Here is a 19,033-nt window from a genome sequence, read left to right as displayed (position 1 = left end):
CAATGGCACCGGTAAATCCTCGCTGCTGAAGATCCTCTCCGGCATGTCGAAACTGGACGACGGCCTGCTGGTGATGCAGCAGGGTGTCAAGGTGGCCTATGTCGAACAGGAGCCGCAGTTCGAAAGCGGGGCTACCGTATTCGACGCGGTCGCCGCCGGCATGGGTGAGCTGCAGCGCCTCCTTGCCGAATACAACGATCTCGCGGGGCGCCTGGGCGGCAATGACGACCAGGCGTTGATGGACCGCATGCATGCAGTACAGTCGAAGCTGGACGCGGCCGACGCATGGAACCTCGGCAACCGGGTGGAAACGGTTCTCGCGCGCCTGCGCCTGGACAAGGACGCCTCGGTGCAGACCCTGTCCGGCGGGACGCAGAAACGTGTTGCCCTGGCGCGCGCGCTGGTCGGCGCGCCGGATGTGCTGCTGCTGGACGAGCCCACCAATCACCTCGATTTCAACGCCATCATCTGGCTCGAGGGACTGCTGCGCGAGTACAAGGGCAGCATCCTGTTCATCACGCACGACCGTTCCTTTCTCGACAACGTCGCCACGCGCATCGTCGAACTCGACCGCGGACGCCTGCTGTCCTTCCCCGGCAACTTCACCGCCTATCAGACGCGCAAGGCGGAGCAGCTGGAAATCGAGGCGGTGGAAAACGCGAAATTCGACAAGTTCCTGGCGCAGGAAGAAGTGTGGATACGCAAGGGGGTGGAGGCTCGCCGCACGCGCAACGAAGGGCGGGTGCGGCGGCTGGAGGAATTGCGGCGCACGCGCAGTGCGCGCCGGGAGCAGCAGGGGCAGGTGCGTCTCGATGTCTCCGAAGGCGAGCGCTCCGGCAAGATTGTCGCCGAACTCGTCAATATCCAGAAGCGCTACGGCGACAAGGTCATCGTGCGCGATTTTACGGACACCATTCTACGCGGCGACAAGGTCGGCCTGATCGGGCCGAACGGCGCCGGCAAGACCACAATGCTCAAGCTGATCCTGGGCGAGGAAACGCCGGACGCAGGTACCGTGCGCCAGGGGGCGCGGTTGCAGGTGGCCTACTTCGACCAGATGCGCGCGCAGCTGAACGAGGAGGCCAGCCTGGCGGACACGATCTCGCCCGGCAGCGACTGGGTCGAGATCAATGGCCAGCGCAAGCATGTGATGAGCTATCTCGGCGACTTCCTGTTCGCGCCGGAGCGCGCGCGCTCGCCGGTGAAATCGCTCTCCGGCGGCGAGCGCAACCGCCTGCTGCTGGCGCGCTTGTTTGCCCGTCCAGCCAACGTACTGGTGCTGGATGAGCCGACCAACGACCTCGATATCGACACGCTGGAATTGCTGGAAGAACTGCTGGAAGACTACAGCGGTACGGTCTTCCTCGTGAGCCACGACCGCATGTTCCTCGACAACGTGGTGACCCAGGTGATCGTTGCCGAAGGCGGCGGGGCGTGGCGCGAATATGTGGGCGGTTACAGCGACTGGGAGCGCATGCGGCCGGCAGAGACGGAGCAGCCGGCAAGCAAGCCTGCCGCGAAGGCGGACAAGCCCGCTGCGAAGGAAGCCGCCCCGACGCCGCAGAAAACGAAAAAACTGAGCTACAAGGAACAGCGCGAGCTGGAAACGCTGCCGCAGATGATCGCCGACCTCGAGGCGGAGCAGAAAACGATCTCTGACCAGCTCGCCGACCCCGAGCTTTACCGCCAGCGGCCGGAAGAAGTGCAGCGTCTCAACGCCCGCTTTGCGGAAATCGATGACTTGCTGATGGAGAGCCTGGAGAAGTGGGAGGCGATCGAGGCCAAGGTCAAGGGATGATTCAATTCATCCGGCGACTTGCCTCGCGCAGTTCAGGCAGTTTGCTGCGCAGCACTTCGGCGTCGGGGGCGTAGGGCCGTTCCGCAAGGTAGGCTTCGATGTCGGCCAGGGCCGCCTGCGGGCATTCCAGGTTTGCGTACGCCAGGCCGCGGTCGCGCCTCTCGGTAATTTCATCGGGCAGCAGGATCAGCAGCCTTTGCTGCACGCCCAGCACGCGCTGCCAGCGCATGTGTTCCACGAAAAGCGCTTTAAGGTTGCGCAGCATGCGTACCAGGATCTCGCGCGGATGCGCCGCGTGCAGATAATAGGACAGCGGGATCGCGCCCGGATAACTGTGCTGCTCGAAGTAGGGTTCCAGCCGTTCTTCCAGTTCCTCGCGCGACAGGCTGGCGCCATTGAACGGGTCGAGCACGATATCGCCGGACTGGATCGACAGCTTCATCAGGAAGTGGCCGGGAAAGGAAATGCCTTTCACATCCAGTCCGATCTGTTGCGCCAGTTCCATATACAGCACCGCGAGTGAAATCGGAATGCCGCGGCGCGTGCTGATCACGCGATGCAGGTAGCTGTTGTCCGGGTCGTAATAGTCGTTCACATTCCCGGCAAAGCCGAGTTCGCGATAGAAGAAGTGGTTGAGCATGCGCAGCTTCTGCACGCTCGATGCATCGGCGGCGAGGCGGCGCTGCAGCTTGGCGGCAAGCGCGTCGACTTCCGCCTGGGTCGCCGCCAGGTCGAGATGAGGATCGACGTCCTGGGCGATGGCCAGCGCCGCTTCGAACAGCGGAATCGAGTCATCCTCCTGCACGAGCGACGCGAAGTAGTCGAGGGATTTGATCACCATACAGTGACCATCATAAACCATCACGCTGCCAATGAAAGGGCGGGGCGGAAAAGCCGGGGAATAATTTTGACCGGCCGGCGGGGTCAGACGGACACGCGCTTGAAGTCGCTGAAGCGGAAGCCCATCGCCAATAGTGCTCCAAAGTAAGTCACGCCGCATGCCGCGAGCACGAGTGCCAGCGCACCGACCCGCAGCAGCGGTTGCGCCTGCAGTGCGAGCCAGTCGAAATGTCCTGCGGTCCAGAGCGCGACGCCCGCGAGCAGGAACAGCGCTCCGGTCAGTTTCGCCAGGAACAAGCCCCAGCCGGGAACAGCTTCGTAGATGCCCTTGCGCCGCAGCCCCCAGTAAAGGAAGACGGCATTCAGGCAGGCGCCGGCTCCGACCGACAGTGCCAGCCCGGCATGCGCGATCCAGGGGACGAACAGCAGATTCATCAGCTGGGTCGCGATCAGAACGCCGATGCCGATCTTGACCGGCGTGCGGATGTCCTGCTTCGCGTAGAAGCCCGGGGCGAGTATTTTCACCACGATCAGGCCGATCAGACCGACGCCATAGGCGACCAGAGCGTGGCTGGTCATCACCACCGATTGCGGATCGAACTTTCCGTAATGGAAGAGCGTCGCCGTCAGCGGCACCGACAGCGTCAACAAGCCGACTGCCGACGGCAGCGCGAGCAGGAAGGTCAGGCGCAAGCCCCAGTCGAGCAGTGCCGAATATTCCTTGCTGTTGCCGTCGGCGTGAGCCTTCGACAGGCTGGGCAGCAGGACGGTGCCAAGCGCGACGCCGAGCAGCGCGGTGGGAAATTCCATCAGGCGATCGGCATACGACAGCCAGGACACGCTGCCGTTTTCGAGGCGCGACGCAATATTGGTATTGATGATCACGCTGATCTGCGCAACCGATACCGCGAGGATCGCCGGCACCATTTGCTTGAGAACCCGGCGTACCCCCGGGTCGGACAATGCCTTCTTCAAGTTGAAACCGATGCGCGGCAGCATCCCGATCTTGCGCAGCGCGGGAATCTGAATCGCCACCTGCAGGATGCCGCCGACGATGACTGCCAGCGCGAGTGCGTACACCGGCTGCTCCATGTGCGGTGCAACCAGCAGCGATGCGGAAATGAAGGACAGGTTGAGCAGGACCGGCGTAAAAGCGGGGACCCGAAATTGACGCCAGGTATTCAGCACGCCGCCGGCCAATGCGACGAATGCCATGAAGGCGATATAGGGGAACATGATGCGCGTCATCACGACGGCTGCGGAAAACGCCTCCGGCTCGGACTTGAGGCCGGTCGCAATGAAATACACGATCACCGGGGCCGCGGCGATGCCGGCCAGGGAAGTCAGCACCAGCGCCCATACCAGCACCGTCGCGACATGGTCGACCAGGTCCTTGGTAGCCGCGTCGCCCTTCTGGTTCTTGTACTCCGCAAGAATGGGCACGAACGCCTGCGAGAACGCCCCTTCGGCGAACAGGCGGCGCAGCAGGTTCGGAATTCGGAAAGCGACGAAGAAGGCGTCGGTATAGGCGGAGGCGCCGAAAGCGCGCGCGACCAGGAGTTCGCGCAACAGGCCCGTAATGCGCGACAGCATCGTCATGCCGGAGACGGTCACCAGCGTTTTGTGCAGATTCATGGGGCGCAATTATAGCGGCTCGAAACTGGGCCGCTGCTGCATGGTGGTAAGTGTTTGTGTCCACGCAAGCCGCAAAGGCAGGAACTACTTGCACTTTTTTCGCAAGAATGCTGGCAAACCGCAATGCGGATTGCCCAATATCCAAAAAAACGGTTATAATCCGCAGCTTTACAGAATTCAGTCGTCTCGCAGCCCGCGAACGCAGTCCGATTTCGATTTAGGAAATACACATGGCAAATACCGCACAAGCGCGCAAACGTGCTCGTCAAGCAGTCAAGCAAAACGCACACAACTCCAGCCAGCGCTCGACGCTGCGCACGGCGATCAAGGCCGTTCGCAAGGCAATCGATGCCGGCGACAAGGCGGCGGCAGCGCAAGTATTCCAGGCTTCCATTTCGACGATCGACCGTATCGCTGACAAGAAGATCATCCACAAGAACAAGGCCGCTCGTCACAAGAGCCGCCTGGCCGCTGCCCTGAAAGCTCTGGCCGCCTGAGTTCCTGTGCCGCGACGCCTGTTTCGGGCGTCTGCAAACAGAAAACCCGCATGATCGTTGTCATGCGGGTTTTTGTCGTTTCTGTATCTTGTGTGTGGCTGCCGCCAGCTCCCGGCAGCCGGTGCGCTAGCGGGGCAATCCCTCGATCACGCTTCCCGGCTTGATATTTTTCTGCTTGAACCAGCCCTGGTTCATCTCCAGCGCATAATGTGCCGGTTTCTTCGCGCAATGCGAGTCCGTCGACTGCGGCTTCATGTCCTCGATGTTGATGATCTTTCCGCTTTCGTCCAGGAAGGCGACCGACAGCGGGATCAGTGTGTTCTTCATCCACATGCAAACGGTTGCCGGGGCGCCAAACACGAACACCATGCCCTCGTTCGGACCCATTCTTTCCCTGAACATCAATCCTTGCTGTCGTTCCCCATCGTTCGCCGCGACTTCCGCGCGGATAACGTGCATGCCGGCGGTCAGCGAAATAACGGGGAATTTCGCTGACTGCTGGCTGAAAGCCGAGGGGCTGGCAATTGCGAAGGCGGCAGCAAGGAGGCCGGAAAGCAGATTTTTTGTCATGTTATTGGCGCCGGAAGAGATCAATCTGGAGCGAAAGCTTAGCCTATAAAAATAAAAAAGGCAGGAATTACCTGCCCTTTTTTTTACTGCCAGTGTGTTTATTGCTTTGCAGCAGCCGTCTTCTCGAGCTTCTTGGCCTTCTTCACTTTCTTTGCCTTCTTGGCAGGTGCAGCATCGGCGGCGGCAGCCGGTGCGGCCGCGGGAGCGGCAGCAGGGCTGGCAGCGAAGGACGAGGCAGCGAAGGACGAGGCAGCGAACAAACCAGCAACGAGAGCGGCGATCAGGTTTTTCATTTTTGTATCCTTCCAATTGGCTTGTTAATGAAGACAGTGATTCTTGCGAATCAATAGCATTAACGATATGCAAGGTATTTGGTTGGCGCATCGCCAATTTCGTTGCGCATGAGGAGCGGGAGTCCGACCTCGGGCTGCGTGGGATGTCTGCTGCCAGGGAGGGGCCTCAACGCTGCGCGCCGCGATCTGGTTCATCGACTGGCGCTCGACATGGCACTCCTGCCGTTCTAGTCCAACTCCTTCGGCGACACCTCGCGCCACTCGCCCGGCCAGAGCGGGTGCGTGGAAAGCGAGAATGCGCCGATAGAAATCCGCACCAGCCGCAAGGTCGGCAAACCGACTGCCGCCGTCATGCGCCGCACCTGCCTGTTCTTTCCCTCCGACAGCGTGATTGCCAGCCAGCCGGTCGGCTTGTCCTGCCGCTGGCGGATCGGCGGATCGCGCTCCCATAGCCAGTCGGGCGCTACGATCTGCGACGCGTTGCAGGGTTTGGTGATGAAATCGCCGAGGTCGAGCGGCGCGCGCAGTTTCTGCAACGCCTCGCCATCCGGGACTCCTTCCACTTGCGCGATATAGGTCTTGGGCTGCTTGCTGTCCGGATGACTGATGCGGTGCTGCAGTTTGCCGTCGTCGGTCAACAGCAGCAAGCCTTCGCTATCGGCATCGAGGCGGCCGGCGGGGTAGATGCCGGGCATGTCGATATAGTCGGCAAGGGTTTTCCGGGTCGCGTGCGCCGAAAACTGGCACATGACCTGGAAGGGTTTGTTGAACAGGAAGAGCGCCATGCGATGGTATCTCGGAAAAGGCCGCCGGTCTGGCGCGGAAGTCGTGCCGGGCAAATTTGATCGGCCGTATTTTACGCTTTGAATACGCTTTGTATGTCCAGGTTTTTGCGGCTAATCTGGTAAGCATTCTTGACCGAGCGGGCAAGCCGCCGGGTTTGAACGATTGACGGTCATCAAACTTGCCGCTCGGCTCATGTTATTGCTTATAGTAAAAATTATGGCATCCCGTAAAATACTGGTGCATAATACGAAATGTGGTCTTATGTCTTATATAAGACCGGTGCTTCGCTTTAAAACAAAAATTTAAAGTCAGGAACGGTCTTCCTTTTCCTCCCCTACACCTCCGGAGCCTACGATGTATCAACATATCAAAGTGCCTGCCGACGGCAAGAAAATCACCGTCAATGCCGACTTCTCGTTGACTGTTCCCGACAATCCCATCATTCCGTACCTGGAAGGTGACGGCACCGGCGTGGACATCTCCCCGGTCATGATCAAGGTGGTGGATGCGGCTGTTGCCAAGGCTTACGGCGGCAAGCGCAAGATCAGCTGGATGGAAATCTTTGCGGGCGAAAAGTCGACCAAGGTCTACGGTCCGGACGTGTGGCTGCCGGAAGAGACGCTGCAGGTGCTGAAGGAGTATGTGGTTTCGATCAAGGGCCCGTTGACCACCCCGGTCGGCGGCGGCATCCGTTCGCTGAACGTCGCGCTGCGCCAGGAACTCGACCTGTACGTCTGCCTGCGCCCGGTGCGTTACTTCAAGGGCGTGCCTTCCCCGGTGCGCGAGCCGGAAAAGACCGACATGGTGATCTTCCGTGAAAATTCCGAAGACATCTATGCGGGCATCGAGTGGGCCGAAGGCTCCGACAGCGCCAAGAAGGTGATCGATTTCCTGGTCAAGGAAATGGGCGTCAAGAAGATCCGCTTCCCGGGTTCTTCCGGCATTGGCGTCAAGCCGGTTTCGCGTGAAGGCACCGAGCGCCTGGTGCGCAAGGCAATCCAGTACGCGATCGACAACGACAAGCCGTCCGTGACCCTGGTCCACAAGGGCAACATCATGAAGTACACCGAAGGCGGCTTCCGCGACTGGGGCTATGCGCTGGCGCAGCGCGAGTTCGGCGCCGAGCTGATCGACGGCGGCCCGTGGTGCAAGTTCAAGAATCCGAAGACCGGCCGTGAAATCACGATCAAGGATTCGATCGCCGACGCGTTCCTGCAGCAGATCCTGCTGCGTCCGGCCGAGTACAGTGTGATCGCCACGCTGAACCTGAACGGCGACTACATCTCCGACGCGCTGGCTGCGCAGGTGGGCGGCATCGGCATCGCTCCGGGCGCCAACCTGTCGGACTCCGTCGCGATGTTCGAAGCGACCCACGGGACTGCGCCGAAGTACGCCGGCAAGGACTACGTGAACCCGGGTTCGCTGATCCTGTCCGCGGAAATGATGCTGCGTCACATGGGCTGGACCGAAGCAGCCGACCTGATCATCGCCTCGATGGAGAAGTCCATCACGTCGAAGAAGGTGACCTACGACTTCGCGCGCCTGATGGACGGCGCCACGCAAGTGTCGTGCTCCGGTTTCGGCGAAGTCATGATCTCCAACATGTAATTCGCGGCACGCGTGAAAAAGGCCGGACAGACGTCCGGCCTTTTTTTTGCCTTCGATCATTTACTTGATCTGTGTCTGCTCGAGTGCGAAGCGGATCAGGTCCGCCTGACCTTCGATGCCGAGCTTGCGCTTGATGTTGAGGCGATGCGTTTCGACGGTACGCACGCTCAGGTTCATTTCGCGCGCGATATGCTTGTTCGATTTGCCGGTCGCGATGCACTGCAGCACTTCGCGTTCGCGCGGCGTCAGCAGCATCGCGGGCGGCATCGGCCTCGACAGCTGTCGCGTCAATCCCGCACTGTAATAAATCCCGCCCGACATCACGGTATCGATGGCGGTGATGATGTCGATCGCCGGCGCATCCTTCAGCACATACCCGCGCGCGCCCGCCTGGATCGCCTGCATCACGTATTCCGCCTTATCGTGCATGCTCAGCATCAGGACCGCGATTTCGGGGTGCAGGGCGTTGAAGCGGCCGGTCAATTCGATGCCATTCATTCCGGACAGGTTGATGTCCATCAGGGTCAGGTCGATCGTCTGGCTGGCCGCAGCCTGCAGTGCTTCCTGCGCGTTACCGGCTTCGGCTACCACCGCAAAATGCGGAATGGTTTCGAGGCGGGCGCGCAAGCCGTCACGTACCAATGGATGGTCGTCAACCAGGAGGATGTGTACAAAGGGTTGGGTCAGCATGGGTTCAGGTCCGAGGTAAGGTTGCCGTCATTTGCGTGCCCTCGGCAGAGGAAATCAGCTCCAGACTGCCGCCGATGGCGTTCACCCGTTCATGCATGTTGCGCAAGCCGATGCCGCGCTTCGGGTGCTGCGCGATCCCGGCAACGTCGAAGCCGATACCGTTGTCGCTTATCATGAGGCAGACCGCAGCTTTGCCCCCCGTTACGCAAACTTGCACGAGTGATGCGTTCGCATGCCGTTTGATGTTGGTGAGCGTTTCCTGTGCGATGCGAAACAGAACGGTGTTCGCGACGTCCGACAACCCGTCAGTCGTGCCTTCTGCAACAAAGCTTGCCGTCACGCCGGTGTGTTCGCTGAACTCGCGCGTCAGATGGTCGAGTGCTGCAGCCAGGCCGAGATCGTCGAGCAGGGCAGGGCGCAGGTCATGCGAAATCCTGCGGACTTCCCCAAGAACGTCATTGAGCTGTCCGGCGGCACGGTCAAACGATGCGCGCGCGAGTTCCGGCTGGTTCGCGTGCGCGATCAGCTTGGCAATTCCTGATTCGACCTGAAGCTTGATCGATACCAGCCACTGGCTGATGCCGTCGTGCAGGTCGCGCGACAGACGCGCGCGTTCCTCTTCCTGGGATCGCACCACGCGCTGCGCGAGCACGCGCAGCTTGGCGTCGGCAACGCGATTCTCGCTGATATTCAATGCCAGCCCGGACAGCGCGATGGCCAGCGCGCCGGCGATCGCAATGGCTGCGATCCAATACATCGTACTGCGGATGTTTCCTGAAATCTGGGCGTCGATCTTGGCCAGTGCCGCGTCCACATCGTCGAGGTAAATCCCGGTGCCGAGCATCCAGCCCCAACGCTCGAGCGCAACGACATAGCCGAGTTTTGGCGCCACCTTGCCCGACGACGGTTTTTCCCACAAGTAGCGTACATAGCCCCCACCGGCTTTCGCCTTCGCAATGAGGCGCTGGATGGTCAGGCTGCCACTGGTGTCGCGCATCTCCCAGAGATTGCGGCCGACCAGTTCCGGCTGGCGCGGGTGCATCAGGTTCTTGCCATCGAGCTTGTATAGGTAAAAATAGCCGTCGTCGCCGTAATCCAGTTTCGCGAGAATGGCAATCGCTTCCTTCTGCGCGGCGGCGTCGTCGCGACCCGAGTCGTAGAGGTGGGCGATCGAGCGGGTAGCGAGCACGACATAATGCTTGAGCTCCGCTTCCTTGCTCGCGTGATACGCGGCTTCCACGGTTGCGCGCTGCTGCTCGGCAAGGATTTTTGCCTGGAACTGCACTGCCAGCGCGATGGCGGCGAGCGCCGCGATCAGCGGGGCGATCGCGAGCACGATAATCTTTTGCCGGAGTTTCATGGGCGTTACTTTACAGCTATTTTCGCTTCGGGCGGGTACGAGGAATTACGCACCGGCAGATCGGGCGACCGCGCAGGTGGATACGCAAGAAATGCGAGGAAAGGAAACGGCGAAAAAAAACCCCGCTCTTGCGGGGTTTTCGGTACTCTTACCAATCGCTGTGATTAAGCGCCTTGGATATTGGAAGCTTGCTTGCCTTTGGGGCCTTGCGTGACTTCGAACGAGACTTTTTGACCTTCTTTCAGGGTCTTGAAGCCTTGCATCTGGATTGCGGAAAAGTGGGCGAACAAATCTTCACCGCCGTCATCCGGAGTGATGAATCCGAAACCTTTCGAATCGTTGAACCACTTGACGGTACCTGTTGCCATAAAAGCGTCTTTCATTAATAGCTAATCATACGAGCCGTAAAAGCAAGAAGCCTCGCGACACGCTGCCCCCTCTTATAACTTGCTCACTTCGCATTGACAATACCATAACGATGTTGTCAATCGATACCATTGTTCCCGCAAAAATTGCAAAAGTCAAGGCAGTTTTCGGGCGGTTTTTGAGCTATTACAAGGATTTTGCACCAAAGAACGCCTTGAATTCGCGTTTTTCAGCATCATCTGCGAATCGTGCGGAAACGGCGTAATATCAATATGTAGACGGAATACTCTTTACCTTAGCGCATTGCGCCCGGGTTGAACGCTTTAGAATAGACGCATGACAACTCAGCACGATAACGGTACGGTACTTGCTAGACAAGAGCAGAAGCTCAAGCCGCCGCCGATGTACCAGGTCCTGTTACTGAACGACGACTACACACCGATGGAGTTTGTCGTAGCGATCATTCAAGAGTACTTCAACAAGGACCGCGAGACTGCAACGCAGATCATGCTCAAGGTTCACCGCGACGGAAAAGGAATGTGTGGAATCTATCCAAAAGACATAGCGTCCACTAAAGTAGAATTAGTTTTAACCCACGCCCGAAAAGCAGGACATCCCCTGCAATGCGTGATGGAGGAAGCATGATTGCGCAGGAACTTGAAGTAAGTTTGCACATGGCTTTTGTCGAGGCACGCCAGGCCCGTCATGAGTTCATCACCGTGGAGCATCTGCTGCTGGCTCTGCTCGACAACCCGTCCGCGGCGGAAGTGCTGCGTGCGTGCGCAGTCAATATAGAAGATTTGCGCAAGACGCTGACCAATTTCATCAACGACAATACCCCGACCGTGCCCGGCACGAGCGAAGTGGACACGCAGCCGACCCTCGGCTTCCAGCGCGTGATCCAGCGCGCGATCATGCACGTGCAGTCGGCTTCCAACGGCAAGAAGGAAGTCACCGGCGCCAATGTGCTGGTGGCGATCTTTGGTGAAAAAGATTCCCATGCCGTGTATTACTTGCACCAGCAGGGCGTGACCCGGCTTGACGTGGTGAACTTCATTTCGCACGGCGTACGCAAGGATCAGCAGTCCGATCCGCAGAAGTCGCCGGAAGGCGCCGAGGACGCAGCCGCCGAAGGCCAGCAGAAGGAAAGCCCGCTCGACCAGTTCACGCAAAATCTGAACAAGCTGGCTGCCGAAGGCAAGATCGACCCGCTGATCGGCCGCGAGTCGGAGGTCGAGCGCGTGATCCAGACCCTGTGCCGCCGCCGCAAGAACAACCCGCTGCTGGTGGGCGAGGCCGGCGTCGGCAAGACCGCGATCGCGGAAGGGCTGGCATGGCGCGTGACCCAGGGCGACGTGCCGGAAGTGCTGCAGAACGCAGTGGTGTATTCGCTCGACATGGGCGCGCTGCTTGCCGGTACCAAGTATCGCGGCGACTTCGAGCAGCGCCTGAAGGCGGTGCTGAAGCAGCTGCGCGACAACCCGCACGGCATCCTGTTCATCGACGAGATCCATACCATCATCGGGGCCGGCTCGGCGTCGGGCGGTACCCTCGACGCGTCCAACCTGCTCAAGCCGGCGCTCTCGAGCGGCCAGTTGAAGTGCATCGGCGCGACCACGTATACCGAGTTCCGCGGCGTGTTCGAGAAGGACCATGCGCTGTCGCGCCGTTTCCAGAAGATCGACGTGACGGAACCGACGGTGGAGCAGACGGTGCAGATCCTGCGCGGCCTGAAGTCGCGCTTCGAGGAACACCACGGCGTGAAATATTCCGCTTCGGCACTGACCTCCGCGGCGGAACTGTCAGCGCGCTTCATCAACGACCGTCACCTGCCCGACAAGGCGATTGACGTGATCGACGAAGCGGGCGCGGCGCAGCGCATCCTGCCGAAGTCGAAGCAGAAGAAGACCATCGGCAAGTCCGAGATCGAGGACATCATTTCGAAGATTGCGCGCATTCCTCCGCAGACGGTCAACCAGGACGACCGCACCAAGCTGCAGACGATCGACCGCGACCTCAAGAACGTGGTGTTCGGGCAGGATCCGGCGATCGAAGCGCTGGGCTCGGCCATCAAGATGGCACGCGCCGGACTGGGCAAGACGGACAAGCCGATCGGCTCCTTCCTGTTCTCCGGTCCCACCGGTGTGGGCAAGACCGAGGTGGCGAAGCAGCTGGCCTTCATTCTGGGCATCGAATTGATCCGCTTCGACATGTCCGAGTACATGGAGCGCCATGCGGTGTCGCGCCTGATCGGCGCGCCGCCGGGCTATGTCGGCTTCGACCAGGGCGGCCTGCTGACCGAGGCGATCACGAAGAAGCCGCATGCGGTGCTGCTGCTCGACGAAATCGAGAAGGCGCATCCGGATATCTTCAATATCCTGCTGCAGGTGATGGACCACGGCACACTGACCGACAACAACGGCCGCAAGGCGGACTTCCGCAACGTGATCATCATCATGACCACGAATGCGGGCGCGGAAAGCCTGCAGAAGCGCACCATCGGCTTCACCGAGAAGAAGGAAGCGGGCGACGAGATGGCGGACATCAAGCGCATGTTCACGCCTGAGTTCCGCAACCGCCTCGATGCGACCATCAGCTTCAAGGCGCTGGACGAGGAAATCATCCTGCGGGTGGTGGACAAGTTCCTGATGCAGCTCGAAGAGCAGCTGCACGAGAAGAAGGTGGAGGCTGTCTTTACCGAGACCCTGCGCAGGTTCCTCGCGAAGAAGGGCTTCGATCCGCTGATGGGCGCGCGTCCGATGTCGCGCCTGATCCAGGACATGATACGCAAGGCCCTCGCCGACGAACTGCTGTTCGGCAGGCTGGTGTCCGGCGGCAAGGTGACGGTGGACCTCGACGAGAACGAGCAGATCAAGCTCGATTTCGCCGAAGGCGATACGCCGCCGCCGTCCGCGCCGGAAGAGACGCTGGAAGTCGAATAAAACCGTCCGAGTTTTCAGTCAAGGCCCGGATCCGTGCAAGCGGATCCGGGCTTTTTTCTTACTGCGCCGGATTGGTGATCTCGCGGTGGATCGCATTGACCGCATCGACGACCTGTTCCGGCAGGCGGATGGAGAGCGCGCCGATGTCTTCCCGCAGTTGTGTCAGGGTGGTGGCGCCGATGATGGTGGACGCGACGAACCAGCGGGAATAGCACCACGCGAGCGCGAGCTGCGCCGGCGTCATGCCGTTCGCCCGTGCAAGCGCCGCATAACGACGCGCTGCCTCCGTTACCGCAGGCCTCAGATAGCGCGGACTCCAGTTCGGCGGGAACAGGGTCAGGCGGCCGGACGCCCTCGGATTGTCAATGTATTTCGCGCTGAGCTGGCCGAAGGCGAGCGGGCTATACGCAAGCAGGCCGACATGTTCACGGAAGCAGACTTCGTCCAACCCGTTCTCGAAGCTGCGGTTCACCAGGCTGTACGCGTTCTGGATCGATACGATGCGCGGCAGGCCGCGCGTTTCCGCCTGCTTGATGAATTCGGCGACGCCCCACGGGGTCTCGTTCGACACGCCGATCTGACGGATCTTGCCGGCCTTGACGAGCTCGTCCAGGGCGGCGAGCGTCTCCTCGATCGCGACAGACGGACGCTCCTTGCCGGGGTCGAACGCGGTCTGCCCGAAGATCGGCGCATTGCGGCTTGGCCAGTGCAGCTGGTAGAGATCGATGTAGTCTGTCTGCAGGCGCTTCAGGCTGGCATCGACTGCGCTGCGAAGACTGGCGGCATCGAAATCGCTCTGGCCGCTGCGGATCCAGGAGATGCCGCGCGAGGGGCCGGCGGCCTTGGTGGCGAGGATGATGTCGCCGCGCCGGCCGGATTTTTTCAGCCAGCTGCCGATGTATTGTTCGGTGCGTCCCTGTGTTTCCGCGCGGGGCATGACCGGATACATCTCGGCGGTGTCGATGAAATTGATGCCCCGCTCGAGCGCGAGGTCGAGCTGGCTGTGCGCATCGGCTTCGCTGTTCTGCTCGCCGAAGGTCATGGTGCCGAGGCAGATTTTCGATACCGCGAGGCCGCTGTTTCCAAGCGAGATTTTTTCCATGGTCACCTGTCAGGCAGGGCCCGCCTCGGGCCGGCGGGCATGACGGGACTTTAGCGCGAATTGCGCAGCGCCGCAGCGCACTCCGTCACCAAGCCCGGCCCACGGTAGATCAGGCCGGTGTAGAGCTGCACCAGCGCGGCGCCGGCGGCGATCTTCGCCTGTGCATCCTTGCCCGACAGGACGCCGCCCACGCCAATGATGGGCAAGGCGTCGCCGAGTTCGGCCTTCAATGCGCGTATCACGGCATTGGAGAGTTCGAACACCGGTGCGCCCGACAGGCCTCCGGTTTCCTCGGCATGCGGCAGGCCCTTGACTGCGTCGCGGGTGATTGTGGTGTTGGTGGCGATCACTGCATCGATCTTGTGGCGCAGCAGCGCCGCTGCGATCGTCTTCACCTGTTCGCCGTCGACATCCGGCGCGATCTTCAGCGCGACCGGCACGTAGCGCTTGTGCCGGTCGGCGAGGCGCTGTTGCGCCTCCTTCAGCCGGGACAGAAGCGCATCGAGTTCCGAGCCGCCCTGCAGCTGGCGCAGGTTCTTCGTGTTGGGCGAGGAGATGTTGACCGTCACGTAGCTCGCGTACGGGTAGACCTTTTCAAGGCAGTGCAAATAGTCGTCGGCGGCCCGCTCGATCGGCGTGTCGGCATTCTTGCCGATGTTCAGGCCGAGCACGCCTTCCTTGTTCTGATAGAAGGTCGAAGCTTGCACGTTGGCAACGAAAGCGTCGACGCCGCCATTGTTGAATCCCATGCGATTGATTACGGCTCGCGCCTGCGGCAGGCGGAAAATGCGCGGCTGCGGATTGCCCGGTTGCGCTCGCGGCGTCACGGTGCCGACCTCGATGAAGCCGAAGCCGAGCGCTGCCAGTCCGTCGATGTAGGCGCCATCCTTGTCGAGCCCGGCCGCCAGGCCGACCGGATTCGGAAAGGCGATGCCCATCACGGTGCGCGGGTCGGCCGCAGGCTTGCGGAGCAGGCCGGTTAAGCCACAGGCGGCGGCCCGCTTCAGGGAGGGCAGCGTCAGGTTGTGCGCGGCTTCGGGATCGAGGGAGAACAGCAGCGGGCGCGCGAGCGCGTAGAGCAATTTGTCGGACATGGCAGGGGGGGCGTTGCGGCGCGCCGGCAAGGCATGCGCGCGTTGGAAAGGCGCTATTTTACTATTGCCCGCCGGTAAAGCAGGGATTCAGCCTTCCGGATTCCAATCCACCCACTTCCCGCCACGCAGCGCTTCGAGCGGCTGGAAATTCACCTTGTAGGCCATTTTCCTGCTGTCGCGGATCCAGTAGCCGAGGTACACGTAGGGCATGCGCAGCCGGCGCGCCTGCTCGATCTGCCACAGCACGTTGTAGGTGCCGTAGGACGCGCCTTCCACGTCCGGGTCGTAGAAGGTGTAGACCGACGACAGGCCGTCGCTGAGCACGTCGATGATGCTCACCATGCGCAGGATGCCCTCACGGTCGCGGAATTCCACCAGGCGGGTGTTGACCTTGCTCTGCAGGAGGAACTGCGCATACTGCTCGCGGCTGTCCTGGTCCATGCCGCCGCCGGCGTGGCGCTCGGCCTGGTAGCGCAGGTAGAGGTCGTAATGCTCCGGCAGGAAGGACAGGGTGGTCACCCAGGTTTCCAGGTCCTGGTGACGTTTCCACGCCCGGCGCTGGCTGCGGTGGGGCGCAAACGCCTCGGCCTTTACCCGTACCGGCACGCAGGCGTTGCAGCCGTCGCAGTACGGACGGTAGGTGAAGATCCCGCTGCGGCGAAAGCCGTTTTTCACCAGCTCCGAGTAGACATCCGCATTGATCAGGTTCGAGGGAGTGGCGACCTGGGAGCGGGCTTGGCGGCCGTCGAGATAACTGCAGGGGTAGGGTGCAGTGGCGTAAAACTGCAGCGTGGCAAACGGCAGGTCTTTTAGGTGCGTCATGTGCGAATTGCCTGACTACGATTTCGTTAATTTACACTGTAAGACAGATCGCGCGTGAAGGTTTTTTGAAGTCGTTCAGAACAGGTCGATCGGATGCCAGTTTTCGATCGGCGGCTGCCGTGTTGCCTGGCGAAGATGGGCGATGAATGCCGCCCGCGAGATCGGTGCGGCGCCCAGCGAGGCCAGGTGCGCGGTCTCCTGCTGGCAGTCGATCAGTACGACGCCCTGCTTCCGGAGGAAGTGCACCAGGTAAGCCAGCGCGATCTTCGACGCATCCGTTACACGCGCGAACATCGATTCGCCGTAAAACATCCTGCCAATGCATACGCCGTAGGCGCCACCCACCAGTCGTCCGTCCAGCCAGGTTTCCACGGAATGCGCGTAGCCCCGCCGGTGCAAGCCGCCATATCCGCGCACGATGTCCTCCGTAATCCAGGTGCCGGCGCCATCCGCGCGCGGCGCGGCGCAGGCGCGCATCACCTGTTCAAAAGCAGAATCGAAGCGGATTTGCCAGCGGCCGTCTGTCGACATGCTCCTTTGGACTTTCTTCAGCGTCTTTTTCAGACTGTGCGACACCGTAAAGCGTTCAGTAAACAACACCATGCGCGGATCGGTGCTCCACCAGAGAATCGGCTGCCCGGCTGAAAACCAGGGGAAGATCCCGTGCCGGTAGGCGTCAAGCAGGCGCTCAGGCGACAAGTCGCCGCCCGCCGCAAGCAAGCCGGGCGCGCCGTCCGCTTCGGTCAGCGCGAGCGACACATCCGGGAAGGGCGCATTGTCGTCCAGCCAGGGAATCATCGCACCTCCTCCCCAAAATGGACTGCGGCGACGCACTGAACCAGTGCAGTATCCATCTTATAGATTGCCAGAGAAAAAATATTTCCTAACGAAATCAAAGGCCTAAAAATTTGCACCAAAAAGGAATGGTTCTTGCTTAAGCGTTGCCTATTGTTAAATTTCTGCACATATACAGGGAGAGATTCATCATGGACGCACTTAAAAACGGTGCCGATGCCTTATTCATTTTGCTTGGCGCCATTATGATCCTGGCAATGCATGCCGGGTTTGCATTTCTGGAGCTCGGCACGGTGCGCAAGAAGAACCAGGTCAATGCGCTGGTGAAGATCTTAGTCGATTTTGCAGTCTCCACGATTGCCTATTTCTTCGTCGGCTACAGCATTGCCTACGGTGTCGATTTCTTTGCCGACGCGGCGACGCTGTCGCAAAAGAATGGCTTCGAACTGGTGAAGTTCTTCTTCCTCCTGACCTTCGCGGCGGCGATCCCGGCGATTATTTCGGGCGGCATCGCCGAGCGCGCGCGTTTCCACCCGCAGCTGGCCGCAACGGCATTGCTGGTCGGCCTGGTCTATCCCTTCTTCGAGGGGATCGCCTGGAACCAGCAATTCGGCATCCAGGCCTGGCTGAAGGCGACGTTCTCGGAGGAGTTTCATGACTTTGCCGGTTCCGTCGTCGTGCACGCGGTCGGCGGCTGGGCGGCGCTGCCCGCGGTACTGCTGCTCGGGGCGCGCCGCGGACGTTACTCGAAGGATGGCGCCATTGCCGCGCATCCGCCGTCCAATATCCCCTTTCTCGCTCTGGGCGCCTGGATCCTTACCGTAGGCTGGTTCGGCTTCAACGTGATGAGCGCGCAGACGCTGGACAAGATGAACGGCCTGGTGGCCCTCAACTCCCTGATGGCAATGGTCGGCGGCACGCTGGCTGCGGTCCTGCTCGGCAAGAACGACCCCGGCTTCGCCTATAACGGGCCGCTCGCCGGCTTGGTTGCGGTTTGCGCCGGTTCTGACCTGATGCATCCGTTCGGCGCGCTCATCACCGGCGGCATCGCAGGCGCGACCTTCGTCTGGATGTTTACGCTGACGCAGAATAAATGGCGGATCGATGACGTGCTCGGCGTGTGGCCGTTGCATGGCGTGTGCGGCGTATGGGGCGGGATTGCGGCCGGCATCTTCGGCCTGGAGGCCCTTGGCGGACTTGGCGGCGTGTCCCTCATGTCCCAGCTGATCGGCACCGTCATGGGGGCCGGTATCGCGCTGGCGGGCGGTACGGTCATTTACGGCCTGCTGAAGAAAACCGTGGGCATCCGGCTCGATCCGGAGCAGGAGTTTGACGGCGCGGATCTTTCGATCCACAAGATCAGCGCGACGGCCGAGCGGGAAACCAGCTGGTAGCAGTCACGAGATGTCGTTCGAATAGGTCTTGAACAGGGGATAGGATTTTTCACCAGAGCGAGGTACTGTCTAATGACTTCGTGACGCAACCATTGGCATTGCCGCCAATTCCACGTTGTATTGCAGCGACTCTGCAAGAACAAAGTCAGGTTCGAGGGCCGATGTTTTCATTGGCCTTTTTTAGTTTGCGCGGAGCTTTGATCCTTGGCAAGAACCCGGCGCTCGCAACTCGCGTGTCTCGGCGCTCACGAAGCGCCAATGATGGGCACCGGGAGCCGGTCATGAGCAGCTGGGGCCGCACTGAAACTGCATTTTCATTGAGTGCACATCTTGCGAACTCATCGAATGCATATATTGATGCACACCAAATGCATCAGGTTTTTGAGATGGTTTTTTGCCTCCAGCTCCATTAAAGTGGCAGACGCGATAGAGACACTTTGG

At 60.6% G+C, this 19,033-nt stretch carries 18 protein-coding genes; 6 read left to right on the top strand and 12 right to left on the bottom strand.

Annotated elements, in window-relative coordinates:
- Nucleotides 1–1,798 (top strand): ATP-binding cassette domain-containing protein (locus VEC01_RS20300; protein ID WP_324902736.1); only part of this gene is annotated, 1,798 nt, incomplete at its 5' end.
- Nucleotide 1,799: 1 nt separating this feature from the next.
- Here the strand turns inward: VEC01_RS20300 and VEC01_RS20295 are convergent.
- Complete coding sequence (locus VEC01_RS20295) at nucleotides 1,800–2,639, bottom strand: SirB1 family protein (protein ID WP_324902735.1); 840 nt, start codon at nucleotides 2,637–2,639, stop codon at nucleotides 1,800–1,802.
- An 83-nt stretch (nucleotides 2,640–2,722) separates the two neighbouring features.
- Nucleotides 2,723–4,273, bottom strand: a complete 1,551-nt coding sequence (gene murJ, locus VEC01_RS20290; protein ID WP_324902734.1) for a murein biosynthesis integral membrane protein MurJ — start codon at nucleotides 4,271–4,273, stop codon at nucleotides 2,723–2,725.
- 230 nt (nucleotides 4,274–4,503) lie between these two features.
- Here murJ and rpsT point away from each other — a divergent pair, with 230 nt between their 5' ends.
- Nucleotides 4,504–4,770, top strand: coding sequence for a 30S ribosomal protein S20 (gene rpsT, locus VEC01_RS20285; RefSeq protein WP_324902733.1), 267 nt, complete (start codon nucleotides 4,504–4,506; stop codon nucleotides 4,768–4,770).
- Nucleotides 4,771–4,896: 126 nt separating this feature from the next.
- Here the strand turns inward: rpsT and VEC01_RS20280 are convergent, their stop codons facing one another.
- From VEC01_RS20280 to VEC01_RS20270, 3 genes are all read right to left on the bottom strand, one after another.
- A complete protein-coding gene (locus VEC01_RS20280) occupies nucleotides 4,897–5,340 on the bottom strand; it encodes a DUF192 domain-containing protein (protein ID WP_324902732.1) in 444 nt (147 codons plus the stop codon).
- 98 nt (nucleotides 5,341–5,438) lie between these two features.
- Complete coding sequence (locus VEC01_RS20275; RefSeq protein ID WP_324902731.1) at nucleotides 5,439–5,633, bottom strand: hypothetical protein; 195 nt, start codon at nucleotides 5,631–5,633, stop codon at nucleotides 5,439–5,441.
- Nucleotides 5,634–5,860: 227 nt separating this feature from the next.
- Nucleotides 5,861–6,418: a pseudouridine synthase gene (locus VEC01_RS20270; protein WP_324902730.1), complete on the bottom strand. Its 558-nt coding sequence runs from the start codon at nucleotides 6,416–6,418 to the stop codon at nucleotides 5,861–5,863.
- 355 nt (nucleotides 6,419–6,773) lie between these two features.
- On the opposite strand from VEC01_RS20270, the gene icd reads away from it, so the two are divergent.
- Entirely contained in the window at nucleotides 6,774–8,027 is a 1,254-nt protein-coding gene (icd, locus tag VEC01_RS20265) for an NADP-dependent isocitrate dehydrogenase (RefSeq protein ID WP_324902729.1), read from the top strand.
- Between the two features lie 60 nt (nucleotides 8,028–8,087).
- On the opposite strand, the gene VEC01_RS20260 is transcribed toward icd, so the two are convergent.
- From VEC01_RS20260 to VEC01_RS20250, 3 genes are all read right to left on the bottom strand, one after another.
- The gene (locus tag VEC01_RS20260) at nucleotides 8,088–8,717 is read right to left on the bottom strand and encodes a response regulator transcription factor (RefSeq protein ID WP_324902728.1); all 630 of its coding nucleotides are present in this window, start codon (nucleotides 8,715–8,717) and stop codon (nucleotides 8,088–8,090) included.
- A 4-nt stretch (nucleotides 8,718–8,721) separates the two neighbouring features.
- Nucleotides 8,722–10,077 carry a cache domain-containing protein gene (locus tag VEC01_RS20255; protein WP_324902727.1) on the bottom strand — a complete coding sequence of 452 codons (1,356 nt, stop codon included), beginning with the start codon at nucleotides 10,075–10,077 and terminating at the stop codon, nucleotides 8,722–8,724.
- Nucleotides 10,078–10,241: 164 nt separating this feature from the next.
- On the bottom strand, nucleotides 10,242–10,445 hold the full coding sequence (locus VEC01_RS20250; RefSeq protein WP_324902726.1) for a cold-shock protein: 204 nt from the start codon (nucleotides 10,443–10,445) through the stop codon (nucleotides 10,242–10,244).
- A 334-nt stretch (nucleotides 10,446–10,779) separates the two neighbouring features.
- Between VEC01_RS20250 and clpS the strand changes: the two genes are divergently transcribed.
- Complete coding sequence (clpS, locus tag VEC01_RS20245; protein ID WP_324902725.1) at nucleotides 10,780–11,088, top strand: ATP-dependent Clp protease adapter ClpS; 309 nt, start codon at nucleotides 10,780–10,782, stop codon at nucleotides 11,086–11,088.
- Nucleotides 11,085–13,385: an ATP-dependent Clp protease ATP-binding subunit ClpA gene (gene clpA / locus VEC01_RS20240; protein ID WP_324902724.1), complete on the top strand. Its 2,301-nt coding sequence runs from the start codon at nucleotides 11,085–11,087 to the stop codon at nucleotides 13,383–13,385. The genes clpS and clpA overlap by 4 nt, the downstream gene beginning before the upstream one ends.
- A gap of 58 nt (nucleotides 13,386–13,443) precedes the next feature.
- Here the strand turns inward: clpA and VEC01_RS20235 are convergent, their stop codons facing one another.
- From VEC01_RS20235 to aat, 4 genes are all read right to left on the bottom strand, one after another.
- Entirely contained in the window at nucleotides 13,444–14,487 is a 1,044-nt protein-coding gene (locus VEC01_RS20235; RefSeq protein WP_324902723.1) for an aldo/keto reductase, read from the bottom strand.
- Between the two features lie 50 nt (nucleotides 14,488–14,537).
- Nucleotides 14,538–15,581 (bottom strand): quinone-dependent dihydroorotate dehydrogenase, encoded by a 1,044-nt coding sequence (locus VEC01_RS20230; RefSeq protein ID WP_324902722.1) that lies wholly within the window; start codon nucleotides 15,579–15,581, stop codon nucleotides 14,538–14,540.
- Between the two features lie 87 nt (nucleotides 15,582–15,668).
- Complete coding sequence (locus VEC01_RS20225; RefSeq protein ID WP_324902721.1) at nucleotides 15,669–16,403, bottom strand: arginyltransferase; 735 nt, start codon at nucleotides 16,401–16,403, stop codon at nucleotides 15,669–15,671.
- A 75-nt stretch (nucleotides 16,404–16,478) separates the two neighbouring features.
- On the bottom strand, nucleotides 16,479–17,201 hold the full coding sequence (gene aat, locus VEC01_RS20220) for a leucyl/phenylalanyl-tRNA--protein transferase (protein WP_324902720.1): 723 nt from the start codon (nucleotides 17,199–17,201) through the stop codon (nucleotides 16,479–16,481).
- A 188-nt stretch (nucleotides 17,202–17,389) separates the two neighbouring features.
- Between aat and VEC01_RS20215 the strand changes: the two genes are divergently transcribed.
- Nucleotides 17,390–18,592, top strand: coding sequence for an ammonium transporter (locus VEC01_RS20215; RefSeq protein ID WP_324902719.1), 1,203 nt, complete (start codon nucleotides 17,390–17,392; stop codon nucleotides 18,590–18,592).
- The last annotated feature ends 441 nt before the right edge of the window (nucleotides 18,593–19,033 follow it).

The organism is Noviherbaspirillum sp. (assembly GCF_035627455.1).
Classification (GTDB): Bacteria; Pseudomonadota; Gammaproteobacteria; order Burkholderiales; family Burkholderiaceae_D; genus Noviherbaspirillum.
The sequence above is the reverse complement of the archived record's forward strand: the minus strand, read 5'-3'. Positions and strand labels throughout refer to the sequence as shown.